This window comes from Cyclobacterium plantarum (genome assembly GCF_011290685.1).
Lineage (GTDB): Bacteria > Bacteroidota > Bacteroidia > Cytophagales > Cyclobacteriaceae > Cyclobacterium > Cyclobacterium plantarum.
This window is the reverse complement of the sequence record NZ_JAANYN010000004.1, coordinates 270,798-287,827: the sequence shown is the minus strand read 5'-3', so window position 1 is coordinate 287,827 and position 17,030 is coordinate 270,798. Positions and strand designations below refer to the sequence as shown.

General features: G+C 41.0%; 9 protein-coding genes and 2 tRNA genes. 5 read left to right on the top strand and 6 right to left on the bottom strand.

Going from position 1 to position 17,030, the window contains the following annotated elements; translation table 11 throughout:
- Positions 1–189: 189 nt before the first annotated feature.
- On the bottom strand, positions 190–1,569 hold the full coding sequence (locus G9Q97_RS11320) for an AGE family epimerase/isomerase (RefSeq protein WP_166146883.1): 1,380 nt from the start codon (positions 1,567–1,569) through the stop codon (positions 190–192).
- A gap of 538 nt (positions 1,570–2,107) precedes the next feature.
- Between G9Q97_RS11320 and G9Q97_RS11315 the strand changes: the two genes are divergently transcribed.
- From G9Q97_RS11315 to G9Q97_RS11305, 3 genes are read left to right on the top strand one after another with little or no spacing between them, the layout of a single operon-like run.
- Entirely contained in the window at positions 2,108–3,220 is a 1,113-nt protein-coding gene (locus tag G9Q97_RS11315; RefSeq protein WP_166146881.1) for a Re/Si-specific NAD(P)(+) transhydrogenase subunit alpha, read from the top strand.
- 2 nt (positions 3,221–3,222) lie between these two features.
- The gene (locus G9Q97_RS11310; protein ID WP_163379274.1) at positions 3,223–3,540 is read left to right on the top strand and encodes an NAD(P) transhydrogenase subunit alpha; all 318 of its coding nucleotides are present in this window, start codon (positions 3,223–3,225) and stop codon (positions 3,538–3,540) included.
- 4 nt (positions 3,541–3,544) lie between these two features.
- Positions 3,545–4,912 carry an NAD(P)(+) transhydrogenase (Re/Si-specific) subunit beta gene (locus G9Q97_RS11305; protein ID WP_166147258.1) on the top strand — a complete coding sequence of 456 codons (1,368 nt, stop codon included), beginning with the start codon at positions 3,545–3,547 and terminating at the stop codon, positions 4,910–4,912.
- A gap of 82 nt (positions 4,913–4,994) precedes the next feature.
- On the opposite strand, the gene G9Q97_RS11300 is transcribed toward G9Q97_RS11305, so the two are convergent.
- The 4 genes from G9Q97_RS11300 to G9Q97_RS11285 form a co-directional block, all read right to left on the bottom strand.
- Positions 4,995–5,330 carry an L-rhamnose mutarotase gene (locus G9Q97_RS11300; RefSeq protein ID WP_166146880.1) on the bottom strand — a complete coding sequence of 112 codons (336 nt, stop codon included), beginning with the start codon at positions 5,328–5,330 and terminating at the stop codon, positions 4,995–4,997.
- A 140-nt stretch (positions 5,331–5,470) separates the two neighbouring features.
- Complete coding sequence (locus tag G9Q97_RS11295) at positions 5,471–6,301, bottom strand: amidohydrolase family protein (protein WP_166146879.1); 831 nt, start codon at positions 6,299–6,301, stop codon at positions 5,471–5,473.
- 21 nt (positions 6,302–6,322) lie between these two features.
- Positions 6,323–7,396 (bottom strand): 3-oxoacyl-ACP synthase III family protein, encoded by a 1,074-nt coding sequence (locus G9Q97_RS11290; RefSeq protein WP_166146878.1) that lies wholly within the window; start codon positions 7,394–7,396, stop codon positions 6,323–6,325.
- 203 nt (positions 7,397–7,599) lie between these two features.
- Entirely contained in the window at positions 7,600–8,235 is a 636-nt protein-coding gene (locus G9Q97_RS11285) for a peroxiredoxin (RefSeq protein ID WP_166146877.1), read from the bottom strand.
- A 223-nt stretch (positions 8,236–8,458) separates the two neighbouring features.
- On the opposite strand from G9Q97_RS11285, the gene G9Q97_RS11280 reads away from it, so the two are divergent.
- Positions 8,459–8,530 (top strand) — tRNA-Glu (locus G9Q97_RS11280).
- 18 nt (positions 8,531–8,548) lie between these two features.
- Positions 8,549–8,620: transfer RNA gene (locus tag G9Q97_RS11275), tRNA-Glu, on the top strand.
- Positions 8,621–8,745: 125 nt separating this feature from the next.
- On the opposite strand, the gene G9Q97_RS11270 is transcribed toward G9Q97_RS11275, so the two are convergent.
- Entirely contained in the window at positions 8,746–16,839 is an 8,094-nt protein-coding gene (locus G9Q97_RS11270) for a malectin domain-containing carbohydrate-binding protein (protein ID WP_166146876.1), read from the bottom strand.
- Between the last annotated feature and the right edge of the window lie 191 nt (positions 16,840–17,030).

Here is a 17,030-nt window from a genome sequence, read left to right as displayed (position 1 = left end):
GATTGCTACTGAAGATAACTCCTTTCGGAAGCATATATTTATTGGATACATGGGATATAAATTGGGTATTTGTTTATTTTTTAAAACGAAAAATAACCTGTTTACTATATTTTTGCCCGTCAATATAAGCAAAAGATCAGGAGTGAAAAATCGAATTTTTATAAAGGCGCTTATATTTCCTTGCAATTCTTATTCACTACTTTTAATGGTAAGTGCCAGATGAGAAGGATCACGAAGTTTTAAGTCACAATTATTTAACGACCTGTAATTATGGTAGGCGGTTTTCCAAATGTGTCCTTTCTGGCCTTTTTTCAACTCCGGCTGTTTATCTATTCCTCCGGAGAACCAACCTCCATATTCATGGTCGATCAGGTTTTGCTGAATATAGTCCCATTGTTGTTTAAATTTCCCAAAGTAATTCATGGGGTCATCCGGGTACAAGTCTGCCATAATCAAAAGGGTGTTGAGTCCTTCCGCCTGTGCCCACCAATTTTTGGTATACTTTACAATTTCAGGCGTATCATCTCCGGGAAAATAGTACCCTCCATCATAAAATCCCCCTGACTGCTCATCCCACCCATATTTCAAAGCATGATCCACCATCTTTTTACCAATCTCCCATGTTTTATAATCATCGGTCAAACCCAAAACATGGGAGGCTTCCATCATCAAATAAGCAGTTTCCACATCATGACCATAGGAAACATGATCGATGTTATGGTGCGTTTTGATTGATTCCCGGCCTTGATCCCGAAAGCTAACCGGTGTCCAGTCTGCCTCCAGGAATAACTGAAGGTAACCTTCCTCCTGAACGATTCTATCTCTGATGATTTCCAAAAGTTCGCCGGTCCTTTTTTTTAAAAGCGGGTCCTTCCATACCTGATACAGCTCGGTAAAAGCTTCGAGTAAGTGAATGGAACTATTCTGATCTTTATACCCTGTTGTAGTCGTCGAAGGCGTCTGCTGCTCTCTTTTAAGTGGTGTGCCGTCTCTGGCCAAAGATTGAAAGTACCCGCCATATTTTGGGTCATAGCTATTTTCTTCCAACCAGTTAAAGGCCTTTTTTGCCAATTCCAGTGCTGATGGGTCTCCACTGGCATGATAAAAGGCAGCCAATCCATAAATTCCAAAAGCATTTCCGTATGCCGTCTTTGCCCCTTGATTGTTTTCCAGGACATTACCCGCTCTATCCAACAGGGTATGAAACCCACCATATTCCTGATCCCAGAATTTATCCAATAAAAATCCCAATCCCAACTTGGCTCCTTCCTCATAATGCCTGGTATCGGGATACCTTTCCATGAGTTTGGACAAGGTCCATAAATGTCTGGCTTGGGATACAATCATTTTATTTTGATTCTCTGAAGGAGAAAAATCATATTCAAAGCTACTGATATAGCCTCCAAACTCTTTATCATATGCTGAAGGGTACCATTTGTTGATCATAAGATTTTCTATGGACTGCCTGATTTCGTCAGCCAACACCATTCGATTTGCTTCCTGCGCGGAAACGGATTGGAAAACCAGGGAAATAAAGGTCAAAAAAAGCAGTTTCTTGTAGGCTCTCATGGTTTTTTGGGTTTATTAATTGACACAATCTATACCTCAGCAAATAATGAATCTGGCATATTGGGTTGAAATCGTTCACGAATATAAGTCGAATATTCAAATTACTTCCGACGTTTTTTCCAAACCCTGTACAATACGATTACAAAAACAGGTAATAAAATAATGGGCCAGTAGTCGATATATGGCAGTGCTTGTTCCTCATTTTGAGTTTGCGCCAAAGCAGAAAAAATAAACATACAACTAAGAATAGTCGATAAAGTCAATCGTACCATATTTAATGCATTTTTAAGTCGGTTGAAAGGAAAGTGTCACCGCCTTTTTTTGTCAATAGATTGTTTTTTTATTTATGTTTTGAAATTTAATTAAAAAAATGGTATTACCCTTTAAATCTCGAATTTTTAATAGACAATACTGTAAAATCCGTAAAAAAGTGCTTTTTTTGCAGTGCCATATTTAATTGTCTATATTAACCACTAACCGCAGGCAATTCATTCACCACTTGATTTCGAAGATTAAAATCTATCTATAAACCACCATTATGATTTTAGGAATATTAAAAGAACCTTCACCGGAAACGCGGGTATCACTTCATCCGGAAGCCGTTAAGGTATTCACAGCTGCCGGCAACAAAATTCTGATTGAAAAGGGTGCCGGATCGACGGCATTCCTTTCAGATGAAGTTTATTCAGAAGCAGGTGCTGAGGTCAAAGAAAGAACTGAAGTTTTCAAAGATGCAGAAATGGTTTTTCAAATCAGCCCAATAGCCGCTGAAGAACATCAACTGCTCAGTAAAGGGAAATTTTTAATTGGGGTATACCAGCCTTTGGTTGCCAGGGAATTGATGCAGACACTGGCCAAAACAGGTGTAACCTTGTTTAGCATGGATTCCATACCCAGAATCACCCGTGCCCAAAGCATGGATGTTCTTTCTTCAATGAGTACGGTATCAGGATACAAAGCCGTATTACTGGCCGCAGCCAATTTACCCAGGTTTTTCCCCATGTTGATGACTGCTGCCGGTACCATTGCACCTGCAAAGGTACTGGTCATTGGTGCAGGTGTGGCCGGTTTACAAGCCATCGCTACCGCCAAACGATTGGGGGCTGTGGTGGAAGCCTTTGACACACGACCTTCTGTGAAAGAGCAGGTAGAAAGCTTGGGAGGGAAATTTGTTGAGGTACCCGGAGCGGTGGAAGACAAATCCGCAGGGGGATATGCCGTAGAGCAATCAGAAGAATACAAGCAAAAACAGTCTGAAATGCTTGAGAAATCCATCGTTAAATCTGATGTAGTGATTACTACAGCTTTAATACCAGGAAGAAAGGCTCCTGTATTGGTTACGCATGCCATGTTAGAGAAAATGAAATCTGGAGCGGTAGTAGTGGATTTGGCCGCTGCAAATGGCGGAAATTGTGAGGGATCGGTGAATAACGAAATCGTAAGCGTAGAAGGAGTCACAATTATTGGTAATTCTTCCTTACCCGCCTCCATGCCAGAGGATGCGAGTAAAATGTACAGCAAAAATGTTCAGAATTTACTCAAACTCCTGCTAAAGGACGATAAGTTGAATTTGAATTTCGAGGATGAAATCATCAAAGGAACCTGTATCACACATGATGGTGCAATTGTATATGAACCCTTATTAAAGTAATCATGGAAGCAATTATAGAATATATTTCAAGCAATCAACAAGAGTTTTATGTTTTTATCCTGGCCATTTTTGTGGGGATAGAAGTCATCTCCAAAGTACCTACCGTTTTGCATACCCCATTGATGTCCGGGTCAAATGCCTTATCCGGAGTGGTAATCGTTGGCTCAATTATCGTTTTGGGTAAAACAGATCCAGCGAATTACCTGGCCCTGTCCCTGGGGTTTTTAGCAGTTTTACTTGCTACGTTAAATGTGGTTGGTGGCTTTGCTGTTACCAATCGAATGTTGGAAATGTTTAAGAAGAAACCCGGTAAAAAATAAAATGATGATTTTACAAATAATAGATATTTGCTATTTGGTAGCGGTGGTACTTTTTATTTTAGGTATTAAAATGATGAGCCACCCTGATTCGGCGAGAAGAGGAAATGGCATTGCACTTTCGGGTATGCTATTGGCAATAATCGCTTCATTTTTAACCCCGGGACTGGATAACCTTATCCTCATTATTATTGCCATGGCCCTGGGCACCATCGGAGGTTTGTATTCTGCAAAGACGGTGCAAATGACAGCCATGCCCCAATTGGTTTCCTTCTTTAACGGTATGGGAGGAGCTGCCGCAGCCCTGATTGGCCTGGTAGAATATGGAGACTTACCAGTCGATGATATAGGGAAAGGATCCGTATTGATGGCCAGTCTGGTCATAGGTTCGGTTTCATTTTCGGGATCCATGATCGCCATGGGCAAGTTACAGGGAGTAATCAAGGATATCCGAATCAATAAAATTTTGGGCTTTCTGGTACTTGCCGCAGCAGTTGGGCTGGCCATTTATGTGCTGAATTCCGGTGAACCTCAGCCCATTCTGGTGTACCTGCTCATTTTCCTTTCATTGATATATGGATTATTGTTCGTCTATCCGATAGGTGGAGCCGATATGCCAGTGGTTATCTCTCTGCTCAATGCCCTTACAGGAGTTACCGCAGCAACTACTGGTTTATTGTATGACAATAAGGTAATGCTTATGGGTGGTATATTGGTCGGCTCTGCAGGTTTGTTATTGACCCTATTAATGGCCAAGGCCATGAACCGGTCCGTTTCCAATATCCTTTTCACTTCCTTTGGGACCGCTTCAGGAGCTGCAGCCCCGGGTCAATCAGGAGATCAGGTAGCCAAAGAAATCAATACCTATGATACGGCCATTCTTCTGGCTTATGCCAAGCGGGTAGTCGTAGTACCCGGATATGGTCTTGCTGTAGCGCAGGCCCAACATGCTGTGCATGACCTGGAAAAAATACTGGAAGAGAAAGGTGTTGAAGTAACCTACGGCATTCACCCTGTAGCAGGGAGAATGCCTGGTCATATGAATGTATTGCTGGCAGAATCGGATGTATCCTATGACAAGCTGATTGAAATGGATGACATGAACGAACAGCTTCCCAACACCGATGTGGTAATGGTGATTGGAGCCAATGATGTGGTCAATCCGGCAGCCAATGATGATCCTTCCAGTCCAATCTATGGGATGCCCATATTGGAAGTCAATCGCGCCACAAATGTGATTGTTATCAAAAGAAGTATGAGTTCAGGCTATGCTGGCATACAAAATGCCCTATTCTTTGATGCCAAAACACGCATGCTTTTCGGGGATGCCAAAAAAGTACTCAATGGCCTGGTCAGTGAGGTTAAAAATATGTGATTTAACATTTTAAAAGGCTGTCCCAAAAACGGGCAGCCTTTTTTTATGGTATCCACTTTCCTATCCCTAACCTTGAGAATATTTATTTTTTTAACGAAAAAATCTTATCCATCAGTACCCATTTTTCTCCTGGTTTAGCCCAGGGCAATGCTTTTTGTAACTGGTCCATCATTTGTTCCCATTTCTGAACACCTTCGTTTGCAGCATCCATTTTTCCCTTCTTCTCAAAGGAAAAGTCATCATTTACTTCCATAATCATAAACAAGCGGTTTCCTGTCAGGTAAATTTCCATGACTTTTATGCCTGCTTCCCGAATGCTTTTCTCAATCAGACCGGGTACCTTTTGGTGGTGCAGTTTATATTGCTCAATGATTTCTGGGTCATCTACCAGGTCCAGTGCCAAACAATAGCGTTTCATGTATTAATAATTTGTTTTTAAAAGGCCATAAGAAGCCCCATACCAAAGGTTCCTGACCTTTGCGAAGGTATCGCTTCTGTAGAAATCATCCCTTGATTCGTGAATTGCATGATGCTCGGGTTCAAATAGATTCTTTTGTGCTAAAGTCTGTAAAAGTGTCTGGCATTTTCAGCCCATATTTTATTTTGCACCCTATGTGGCTGGCCTTCCAGGTACTTTTCCAATATGCTGCTAACCTGATCGTAATTGGCTGCTAAATTACAAACTGGCCAGTCAGATCCAAACATAAGCCTGTCCTCCCCAAAAGACTCCATCACCAGGTCCAGGTAAGGGAAAAAATCAGTTGCTTTCCACTCTTGCCAATCGGCCTCTGTAACCATACCGGAAAGCTTGCAATACACCCGCGGATGGCTTGACAGGTCCCTTATCCTTTGTCCCCATTCCTGGATTTCACCTTTTCTTATGGAAGGTTTGGCAAGATGGTCCAATACAAAGTTTCCCTCAGGAAAATTGCTCACCGTCTGGATGACACCATCCAGTTGGTGGGGAAATACCAGCAGGTCATAACTGTAACCAGCCTCAAAAACTTCTGCCAAACCACGTTGAAAGGCAGGTCTAAGTATATATTCCGGATCTGCTTCATCCTGAAGCAGGTGCCTGAATCCCTTTAATTTGGAAAATGGTGCATAGGCATGCAAGGTAGCAGACAATTGATCTGAATTAAGGTCCACCCAGCCGACTACCCCTAAAATAAAAGGGAATTTTTCGGCTAAATCCAGCAGGAATTGTGTTTCCTCAGGATTTTGCAAAGCTTGCACAGCAACGGTCCCTTCTATTCCGTTTGCTGCCAGTATTGTTTGAAACTTCTCAGGAAGAAAGTCCTCTTTTAACACCGGCATGTCATCACTGATCCAGGAAAATTTATTAACATCATACTTCCAGAAATGCTGATGTGAATCGATCTTATTCATAATATCTACATATATTTTTTCTTAAGGATGCCTATAGACAAAAGCATTGATATTCATGCCTGCTCCTACGGAGGCAAATAGGGCATATTCTCCAGTCAGGAATGCGTGCCCTTCCATACTGCTTTTGGCGACCATGTCATATAAAATAGGAACCGTAGCTACCGAATTATTTCCCAACTCCTGAATACTCATGGGCATCAACCCTGCCGGAGCCGGTGCATCCCCATACAAATGAAACAACCTGTCCAAAATATTATGGTCCATTTTAGCATTAGCCTGGTGGATCAATACTTTTTTAATCCTTTCCAATGGTATGCCTGAGCGATCGATACAAGTTTTAAGGGTAGTTGGAACGGTTTTAATGGCATATTCATACAATTTCCTTCCATTCATTTTTAAAAACAAGGTGCTGTCAGGGTAGTCCTTGTTGTAAGATGCCCCCATGGTCAATAAATGAGCATGTTCCAGGGTATCCGATCTGGTCAGGTGATTGATAATCCCCACAGGTTCTTTCTGCTCTAAGGCTTCCAGGATCACAGCTCCTGCCCCATCAGAAAAAATCATGCTGTCCATATCATGCGGGTCCGAAATCCTGGATAAATTCTCCGCCCCTATCACCATGATTCGTTTTGCATCACCTGATTTGATATAATAATTGGCCTGAATCATCCCCTGCACCCATCCAGGACATCCAAAAGGTAAATCATAAGCAACTGTATACGGGTTTTTAATTGCCAACTTATGCTTTACCCTTGCGGCAATCGTTGGACAAATATCCACTCTTTTGTTATCTGGCAAAATATCTCCAAAATTATGTGCTACTATGATGTAGTCCAAAGACTCAGCATCTATCCCTGAGGAATCCAGCGCCTCTTTGGCAGCAAAATAGGCCATATCCGAAGTCATTAGGTTATCTTCAAGATATCGTCTTTCCCTTATTTCGGTTATTTTTTGAAGGGTGGCAACGATATCTTTATTGGATTTCACCAAAGGCTGACCATCGCTGTCATAAAATTTTCTGGTCAAAAAATAATCATTGGGGATTTTAATGTTCGGTAAGTATTTTCCGGACCCTTTAATAATACTATTAATCATACTTCCTTAAAGACTAGGCTATAAATATAAAAATGCACTAAAGCGATAAATATGATATTCCTTATGGTAAAAACCAAATATCGATAAAAAAAAGGGTTTAAAAAGTCGAATTGGTGAAAAAAAGCCTGATCAAGTCTTGTAGCAGTCAATAAAAACAAAAGGGTGATAAATATCACCCTTTTTACCAAGTTGGTTACTGTCTACTATAAATTTGGCTGTGGTGTTGTCCTGAGATAAGGTTTGATTTCCTTATGCCCTTTGGGAAATTTAGCCGGAATGTCTTCATTCTTAATAGCGGGAGCGATTACTACATCTTCTCCATGTTTCCAGTTGGCCGGGGTGGCCACAGAATAGTTTGCCGTCAATTGCAATGAATCAATTACCCTCAAAAGTTCATCAAAGTTTCTACCGGTGCTGGCCGGATATGTGATGATCAGTTTGATTTTTTTATCATTTCCAATAATAAAAACAGAACGAACAGTAAAATTTTCATTTGAATTCGGATGAATCATATCGTACAATCCGGATACTTTTCTATCCTCATCTGCAATGATAGGGAAATTTACCGTAGTATGCTGGGTTTCATTGATATCATTGATCCAGGATTTATGGCTTTCCAGACCATCAACACTTAGCGCCAGCATTTTAACGTTTCTCTTGTCAAATTCATCCTTTAATTTGGCTGCGGCTCCAAGTTCTGTAGTACAGACCGGCGTGTAATCCGCCGGATGGGAAAACAATATCCCCCAACTATCACCCAAATATTCATGAAAATTGATTTTACCTGCTGTAGAATCGGCGGTAAAGTTTGGTGCGGTATCTCCTAATCTTAATGACATAACTTTATTTAAATTTAAATTATTCTATAGACTTTGTAGGGAAACAGAAATTGAGAACAAAAAGTTTGTTCAATCGCACTTTTCTCAACTAAATTAATTTTATTGACTAATTTTCAAAGGTTTGGATATTCTTTAGGGAATATTTTTTGGTGGGTTTTGGTTTGTTATCGAAAGGCCCTATATTTGCATCACCTTTGAGAAAAGAGCATATTCTTAATCAAATGGTCCGTTCGTCTAGGGGTTAGGACGCATCCCTTTCACGGATGAAACACGGGTTCGATTCCCGTACGGACTACATTTTTTTTATGCTTAAGGTCCGTTCGTCTAGGGGTTAGGACGTATCCCTTTCACGGATGAAACACGGGTTCGATTCCCGTACGGACTACAACAAATATAGTTGATTTCTCCGCAAGGAGGATAGACTTTATTTGTGGTTGTTAGTGGTTAAAGTGAATAAAAAAACCTGGTCTTTTGACCAGGTTTTTTTCTTTGTACCTATTTTTAATATCCCTATTTTTTCACAATCAGTCGTAGCTGAAGTTGAGCCCCATTTTTTGCAATCAACCTCAACAGGTAAACTCCCTGTTCAAGCTTGTCAACTGGTATCATATATTCAGACTGATCATTATCTCTTACATCTTGAATAAATACCTGTTGCCCAGACATGGTGTAGATACTTATCCAATCAAGGGCCAAATCACCCTCTAGTCTAACAAATGCTTCCTGACTGGCTGGGTTAGGATAGAGTATTACATCCGGAAATTCCTGGATGTTACCCGAGCCTTCCATCGTACCTTCAGTTACAATTCTGGAAGATGATGCAATGTCCCCTTTTTTAGATAGCATCTTTTCCAAAACAATACCGGATACATTGGAATTATTTACTGAAGCCAGAAAATCAATGTTCATGGTGCCATCTGTAACTTCAATGTTTTCAAATAACAATTCCGTAGCCTGGTTGTTGCTTTCCAGAAAGATGTCAAAGTCATCTTTCACCAGTTCCTCCTCAACATAAATATCAAACACCCTGCTTCCTGCACTCCCTTCCGGACCGGCTTTACCAAACCAGGGTTCGGTATGATAAGTTTTCACCCTGTAGGTGCCATTTTCTACTGGAATTTCATATTGTAAGAAGCTGTCATACCTTTCAGTCCTGAAAATCACCGGCTCGCTGCTACCACTACTGATAAAGGTGCTGGTGCTATTGTAATACTCAGGAAATGCATTGTCCCCGACAAAATCCATTCCAAGGTAAGAAGTGTTTTTAGAAGACCCTGTGTTTAAACTTAATGTCCACGAGGGTTCTGATTCATCCAACACGCTTATTTCAATCGTAGAAACGTCTGTAAGCCCACTTTCATTCATTATTGTTAATGAAGCCTCATAGGTGCCCGGGTCGGCATAAACGTGTACAGGACTTATTTCCTGACTAATATTTCCATCTCCAAAATCCCAGGAATAGGTAAGTTCACCTTCTCCCGAAGAAGCAGATCCGTCAAATAAAACTTCAAAAGGCGCAAAACCTTCTGTCTGGGATGCAGTAAGGATGGAAGTTGGCGAAAGAACCCCACCTGCGTTAGATTGGATTGAAAAACCTGATATACTTGCATTATTACTTGTGGCTGATAGGTTGATATCCAAAACTCCATCCTTGACCTCGATATCTTCAAAAATCAATTCAACTGGCTCGTTTCCATTTTCAACAAAAAGATCAAAATCATCTTTTACAATTTCACCCTCAATTATTATATCATACACTCGCTGTCCAGGAGCATCATCTGGTCCATTTTTTCCAAACCACAATTCATTATGATAGGTTTTTACGGTATAAACCCCATTCTCAACTGAAACGGTATAGGTGAAATTCCTTGCAAACCTTTCAGTCAGAAATAATTCCGGGGACCCTGCACTGCTATTGCTAAAAGTAGATGAACTGGAAAAGGCAACTCCTGAGGAGGATTCTCCCATAAATTCATTTCCTAAATAATTTACAGTGTTATTAGTTCCCGAATTAACTTGAAGTGAGAAGTCAGTTTGATTTGCAGGGTCATTTACAGCAATAATCGTTTGATCTGTTGCCAGATTTCCCTCTTCATCCGTGACGGTTAATACTGCTGTATACTCCCCTGCGGTTACATATTCATGACTGGGATCCATTTCAGTAGAACCTGTTCCATCACCAAAATCCCAATTATAAGTCAAGGCCCCATTTCCGGATGAACTGCTACCCGAAAAATTGACCGTTAACGGGAAAGGACCTTCCTGAATATCCGTTTCAATGATCGCTTCTGGCAAAGTAGATGTAATATTCTCGGCAATGATAGAAAAACCGGCAATAGAACCATTGTTTACACTTGAAATAAGCCGTATTTCCAATTCTCCATCGGTAACAGAAATGTTTTCGTGAGTCAGACGTACTGGTTGATTTTCATTTTCGACAAACAAATCAAAGTCGTTTCTAACTACCTCTCCTTCGATCAAAATATCATAAACCCTTTGTCCGGCCTTACTTGCTGGACCACCCCTGCCAAACCACAGTTCATTATGAAAAGTATTTATCGTATACACTCCATTTTCTACCGGAATTACATATGAAAAATCTTTACCATACCTTTCTGTATAATACAAGGCCGAATAGGCTCCTGAGCTGTTTGATGAGGTATTTGAAGTGGTATAACTGGCTGCCGAACTACTTTCTCCTACAAAATCAATTCCTTCCAGACTTACCAAATTGTTACTACCACTATTAACATGCATTTCAAATGCATCCGGGGAATTAACGGTGACCAAGACCTGATCATTCGCCGAATCACCCTCGGAATTATAAACAGTGAGACTGACCAAATATTCTCCTTCAGTTTCAAAAACATGAATGGGATTTTCCTCAGAAGAAAAATTGCCATCACCGAAGTCCCAGAAAAAGGTAAATTCTTGTGGACTGGAAGCATCATTTGAAAATTCTACCTCAAGTGGGCCTATACCCGAATTGGCTGATGTAGAAATATTTGCAATAGGAAAGGCTCCCAGTTCGCCTTGATTGACAATGGATAGGCCAGATATGGTCGCGTTATTGTTTATTGCTATCAAATCAAGATTTAACTTTCCATCAGTTACCTCAATATCCTCAAAAACAAGAGCCATGGGCTGGTTGCCATTTTCCAAAAATAAATCGAAATTGGCTTTTACCTTCTGTGTTTCAAGATAAATATCGTAAACCCTTTTTCCAGCCGCTTCAACTCCTCCTCCTGGTTGTCCAAACCAGGTTTCAGTATGATGGGTGGTCACTGTATAAATTCCGTTAGGCAATTGAATCTCATAGCTTAGCTCACTTGAGAACCGTTCTGTTTGATAAAGGGCAGGGGCTTCAATATTTGTATTTTTATACACACTACCTCCATTATGTATATCTGTAAGGTAATGATCCCCCAAATAAGTTTTGCCATCAAAAACCACATCATCAAATGTACCGGAATTGAAATACAGGGATACTTCCTCAAAATCCCCATCTCCCTCAATAGGGATTATCGTTTGACCACTTTTCCCCCAATTTATCACGAGTTCCGCATTTCCTTCCAAAGCCTCTCCCTCATAATCCAGCAACAGATTGAATTGATGGCCAGGTTTCCAAAAAACGTTTTCAGGTAATTCTCCATCCAGGATGATGAAATCTTCTGCATTTGGACCTGTTAGTATAACTGATTTAACCCATAATCCTGTATTACCGCCTTCCAGTGATACGGAAAGTTCTTTTGGTTGGCCTTTTCTAAATATTATGGAGTCTTCATAAACCAATTCTCCCGCAGTCAATGGTTCTCCATTGGGTTGATCAAAACCAAAATATTCCATGTTCTTCTGGTTTCCTCCTCCCCTGTTTGGTGAACCTCCAAGCACAAACAATCCCTTTCCTGAAACAATACCCTGAGTACCGTGCCGGGCAAAATTCATGGAATCCAGGGTTTCCCAGGATTGTTTTAAAGGATCAAACATCTCAGTGGTGGCAAGAGCTTCCGAAATGCCTGGCACTTCTCCACCTGCCACGATCAGTTTATCCAGGTAGTTGTTTACAATGGCTCCGGCCCTCGGAGTAGGCAGGTTTAATCCTGCCGGTAAGGTGCTCCAGGTTTGAGAATTAAAATCATACACATCCACCTCCGGTAATACCGGGGCAAAAGTACCTTCAGGACCTCCCGATTGTCTTCCGGAAATCACGTACATCCTGCTTCCCAGCTTGGTCGCAAAAAAGTGATCCCTGGCCCTTGGAGCATCAGCCAAAACAGTCCACTCTCCGGTTTCGGGATCAAAACTGTCAAAATAGCTTACATATCCACCATCATGGCCTTGTGTATTGCCGCCTACCAGATAAAATTTACCCCTGTGTTCTACCAGTCCAGCTGAACCCCTTCTCCTTTCTTCAGGGATTTCAGGGCCCTGAATCCATTCTTCATTGACAGGGTCAAACATCCAGATATGGCTAGCAGGAATTTCATTAGGAAAATCATTTGTCTGGAATGCACCTACTACCCAAATCAATCCATTGTATGCCAATGCCTGAAAATGATTGAAACTGTGGGGATTGATATTGGACAAGGAACGCCATTCGTCTTTTGCATAATCATAAATATCAATGGTCCTGGAACTTTCCCTGCCTCCCATCAGGTAGAATTTGTCACCTGCCTGAACAAAGCTATTTTCATGTCTGCCTGAATAATCAGTGCTTTCCTCCTTTAATGTCCACTTCTGCTCAGACAATTCAGGGCTGATGGTCCATGTGAAATTAAATGAAACCGCGTCAGAGTGGATTTCATCCTCATCATCAATCGTAATCCTTACCCTGTGAGGACTATTGGCCAATGCTCCTTCTTCTATGGTACCATATATGGTGCCATTGGTAGGCTCCAAATAAATACCTGGAGGCAATCCTTCAGCCGAATAGTTGAGGTTACCATTACCACCCGAGGCCACCACAAACATGCTTCCATCCAGTTCATAATTTATGAAATTAATCTGATCTTCGACCCTTTCATACTCAATAGGAATCTGAATGGGTTTCCCTATAATTTCTATGGCATTCAACAGGGGATTTTCTTTCTGCTTCAGGAAGGCAATGTTCAATTCCCCGTCAGCTACACTCACCTGGTACTGTTCCATGCCTCCTATCTTATGGCCAAACCTTTCTATTAAATCCAAAGAAGATTCAACAAGCTCCCCTTCAATCTGAATATCAAAATACCTTTTTAAAAGGGTTGAAGTACCCTCAAAGCCGTTACCCATATAAATGTTGACCAAATACTCCCCATCAGGCAAAGGAATTGTATAATCCATACTGGCATCTGGGCTGTACCTTTCCTTGTTGAATAATTGTTCATACTCCTCGTCAGAAATATATTCCGGAATGGAAACGTGTCGGTTGGATGCAGAAAAAGAATTGGTAGAAACCTTTCCACCTGATACAGCGAACAATTCAGTTTCTTCCGGACCCGATAAATTATTGGATAACCAAACTGGCAAATCTTCTTCAATATTGATAGTAGGACCACCAGCATTTATTCTCATCAAAATTTCAAAATCCTGCTCCACCAGGACATTAAAAGATTGTTCTACAAAATAACCGTTTTCATCGGTAGCTCTCACCGTTACATCTGTACTAACCTCATCATTGGGAATGATCAACCTCAATACATTATCTTCTATTTCAGCCCCAATCACAGGATTGGTATTTTCAGCGATAGTATAAGTCAGGTTATTCACCCCATCATCATCATCAAAATATTCATTCAGATCAGTAAAAACATCCGGATCCCCCAACAACCTGCTGATATCCCTTAATTCTCTTATCGTATAAGGAACTTCTCCACTAATTTTGAAATAATTCCAAACCCCTACAAAACTCTTCTCCATGTCATGAGAGGAACCATAAATACCTATTGCCAAAGGAACATCAATATTTTGAATGGCTTCTTTGATGGTACCTCCGGTCTCCATGATACCCAGAGAAATGTATGGTTGATTGTCGTATTTATATTTCGGTTCTACCGTACCGGTGTAAGGATTTACCTCGAAGGCCAATTCAATTAAGGTGTTCGCACCTGGCCTTTCCAACTCCGGAATTTCCTGATAAAGCGGACTGGTATCCTCCACATCATCAATTTCCTGAGCTGCATAAATACCCTCTTTGGTGAAAACCAGTTTTATAAAATTGCTTTGGGTACCATCTCCTATCTGAATGCCTATTTCACCCTCTCCATCGAAGTCATAAAGTTGTCCGGGAGAGGATAAGCCAATGATACCGGATGAAATGATGAAATTTCCGGTTTCAGTTCCGGCATTAATGCCCAATTGGAAACCCTTATCCTGATTATTGGCCAGGCCATCTGCCGTACCACCTGTCATGGAAATTTGAATGGCCCCTGCGGTACCACCATAGATATCCGGATCTCCGGGACTTTCATTTCCCTTATCCAGCCAATTCAGCCAATTTGGGTTATCATCCCCATTGTTCATTAATCCGGTCAGACCCAATCCCAAATAACCAAATTCCTGGCCTGATGCATCTGATTGATTGGTAAACAACTGATTTTCCAATGGAAGGTCACTGGGATAACCGATTTGAAAAGAATCATCTTTATCCAGTATACCATCTCCATCATCATCTTCGTCATTTAGATTGGAAATGAAATCTTTGTCATAATCATCCGGAGCTGATCCTCCTGAACAATAATCCGTTCCGTTATCTATCTCATCCTGATTGGTATAACCATCATGATCATAATCAGCTGCCGGATCGAAATCCGGATCATCCACAGGTATACAAAAAACGTCATCTTCCGGAGTCAATACCATGATCCGGTTATCAAAAGTCGCCACCCAAACAGTGCCTGGAAAAATTTCATTGTCTCCATTAGTAGTGATCCCCAGGGCATTTCCTCCATTGAGGTTCCATTTACTGAATTCTACCTCTCTTAAAGATCCATCTCCATTTAAGTGAACCAGATGAAGTGTCCCTCCATTTTTACCAACAACCAGAGATCCTTTCAATGCCCCATCGAAATTAGTTGCTTTATATTCTGCTATCCCATTTGAGTTGTTCGGGAAAACAGTAACAATATTTGGTTGAGGCCCATTACTGTTGGCTAAAGTAGGCGCAATAAAATCTGCCTCAGCTGGGTTTGCCCTGCTTAATGGAACCGGGGGCCAGTTTGCGGGAAGACTATTGGCAGCATAAGCATCAAAGCCAGGTTGACCAGGAGCTATAGGTTCAAGAATCTGCGTTCTGAAATTGTCTGAAGGGGTAAAAATTGGAGTTACATTGGCATAATTATTATTATCTCCAATAAATTTGGTGTACAAACCGGCTCCTCCGGGAGCATAAGGAAAAGGCTCCCCTTCAATATAAGCCTGACCAGGATTGGCCCTGACTGGAGTGGGATGCCCCCCATAATAGGACCCGGGAACATAGGCATCTAAATTCGGGGTAACCAACAACAAATGATCCTGATTGTCCACAAACTCCCCGGCTGATGAAGGGTTTAGCGGGCTGGAACCTGGTTCACCTGGGTCATAATTATTGTTAATCATCGACGCATTACCCTCGCCCAGAGGCAATCCGCCCCAATTGATATTGGCCCCATTGTCGGTGACAAATAACTTCCTGTCTTCAGTCACCACCAAATCATACGAGTTTCTGTATCCAGGAGAAAAAATCTGAACTGGGCCATTTTCGGTCACCATTCCCATATTCAAACCGTCATTCCCACCAAAAGGATCATTTACATCAATTCCATCATAATTTGGATCATTCGGATTATAAATTCCATTGACATTTTCCCTACTGGGATCATCCAGGGTGGGGATATCGTACTTAAATGACCTGCCGGAGTGGCTGTCAGTTTTGGTGGGTAAAGCTTCTATGGCTTCCAGGTCAATACTTAAAATAGCTGCAGAAAGCGCATATTCAGTAATGTAAGTAAAGTTTTTTGATGGAGCGCCGGCATTGGTTAGCCCGCCACTGGCTACCAAAAGGTAGGGTTTATCATTAATGATCGTAAATTCCAATCCATTGGTGGAGTGGTTCTCCTCCGAACGCGGCAAACCTCTTACTAAATCTACCACCTCCCAGCTCTCGCCAGTCCAGCTAATTTTGGTAATGATTCCTGAATTGGTATCAAGCAATTTGTCTCCGCTTGGCCCCCCCCATTTGGGATCACTGGAACTTACATAAATTACCGGATTTTCTGCAGTCCCTACTACCGTAAGACCTGTAATTTGTCGATTTCCCCGATTATCATAAGCCAATAAACCGGTATCGTCATAATTGGGAATATTCTTTACCCCCAGGAGCAGTTCTTCACCAACCACATCATATTGGTTGGCTCCCTCTTTTAAAACCGAATAGATTTTGATTTCTCCTTTGAGTTGAGAAACATAAAGCCGCTCATCAGGTCCGAATTGAAGAGAGGTTCCCTGGTTAATATTATCAAAATCATTAAAATTTAATGAAGTTTGATTAAAACTTACGTTTTGAGCAAACAAATGATTTTGATAGGTAAACCAAATAAATAGGATAAATGAAACAATTCGTAAAGAATTTTTTGCTGCTGATACCATAGGTTTCAAAATAATAAATTACAAAAACTATTTTTTAATAATATTTAAAAGTTTAATGCTGTTTTGTTCTCACAATATTAAACATTTAATCTAAAAAAATCAATCTTAAAAAACGTTTTATTTTATTTGAAATACATTTTTACCGATTCAACTATCTAATTTATTTACTAAAGAATCAAAATCCCCTTTTT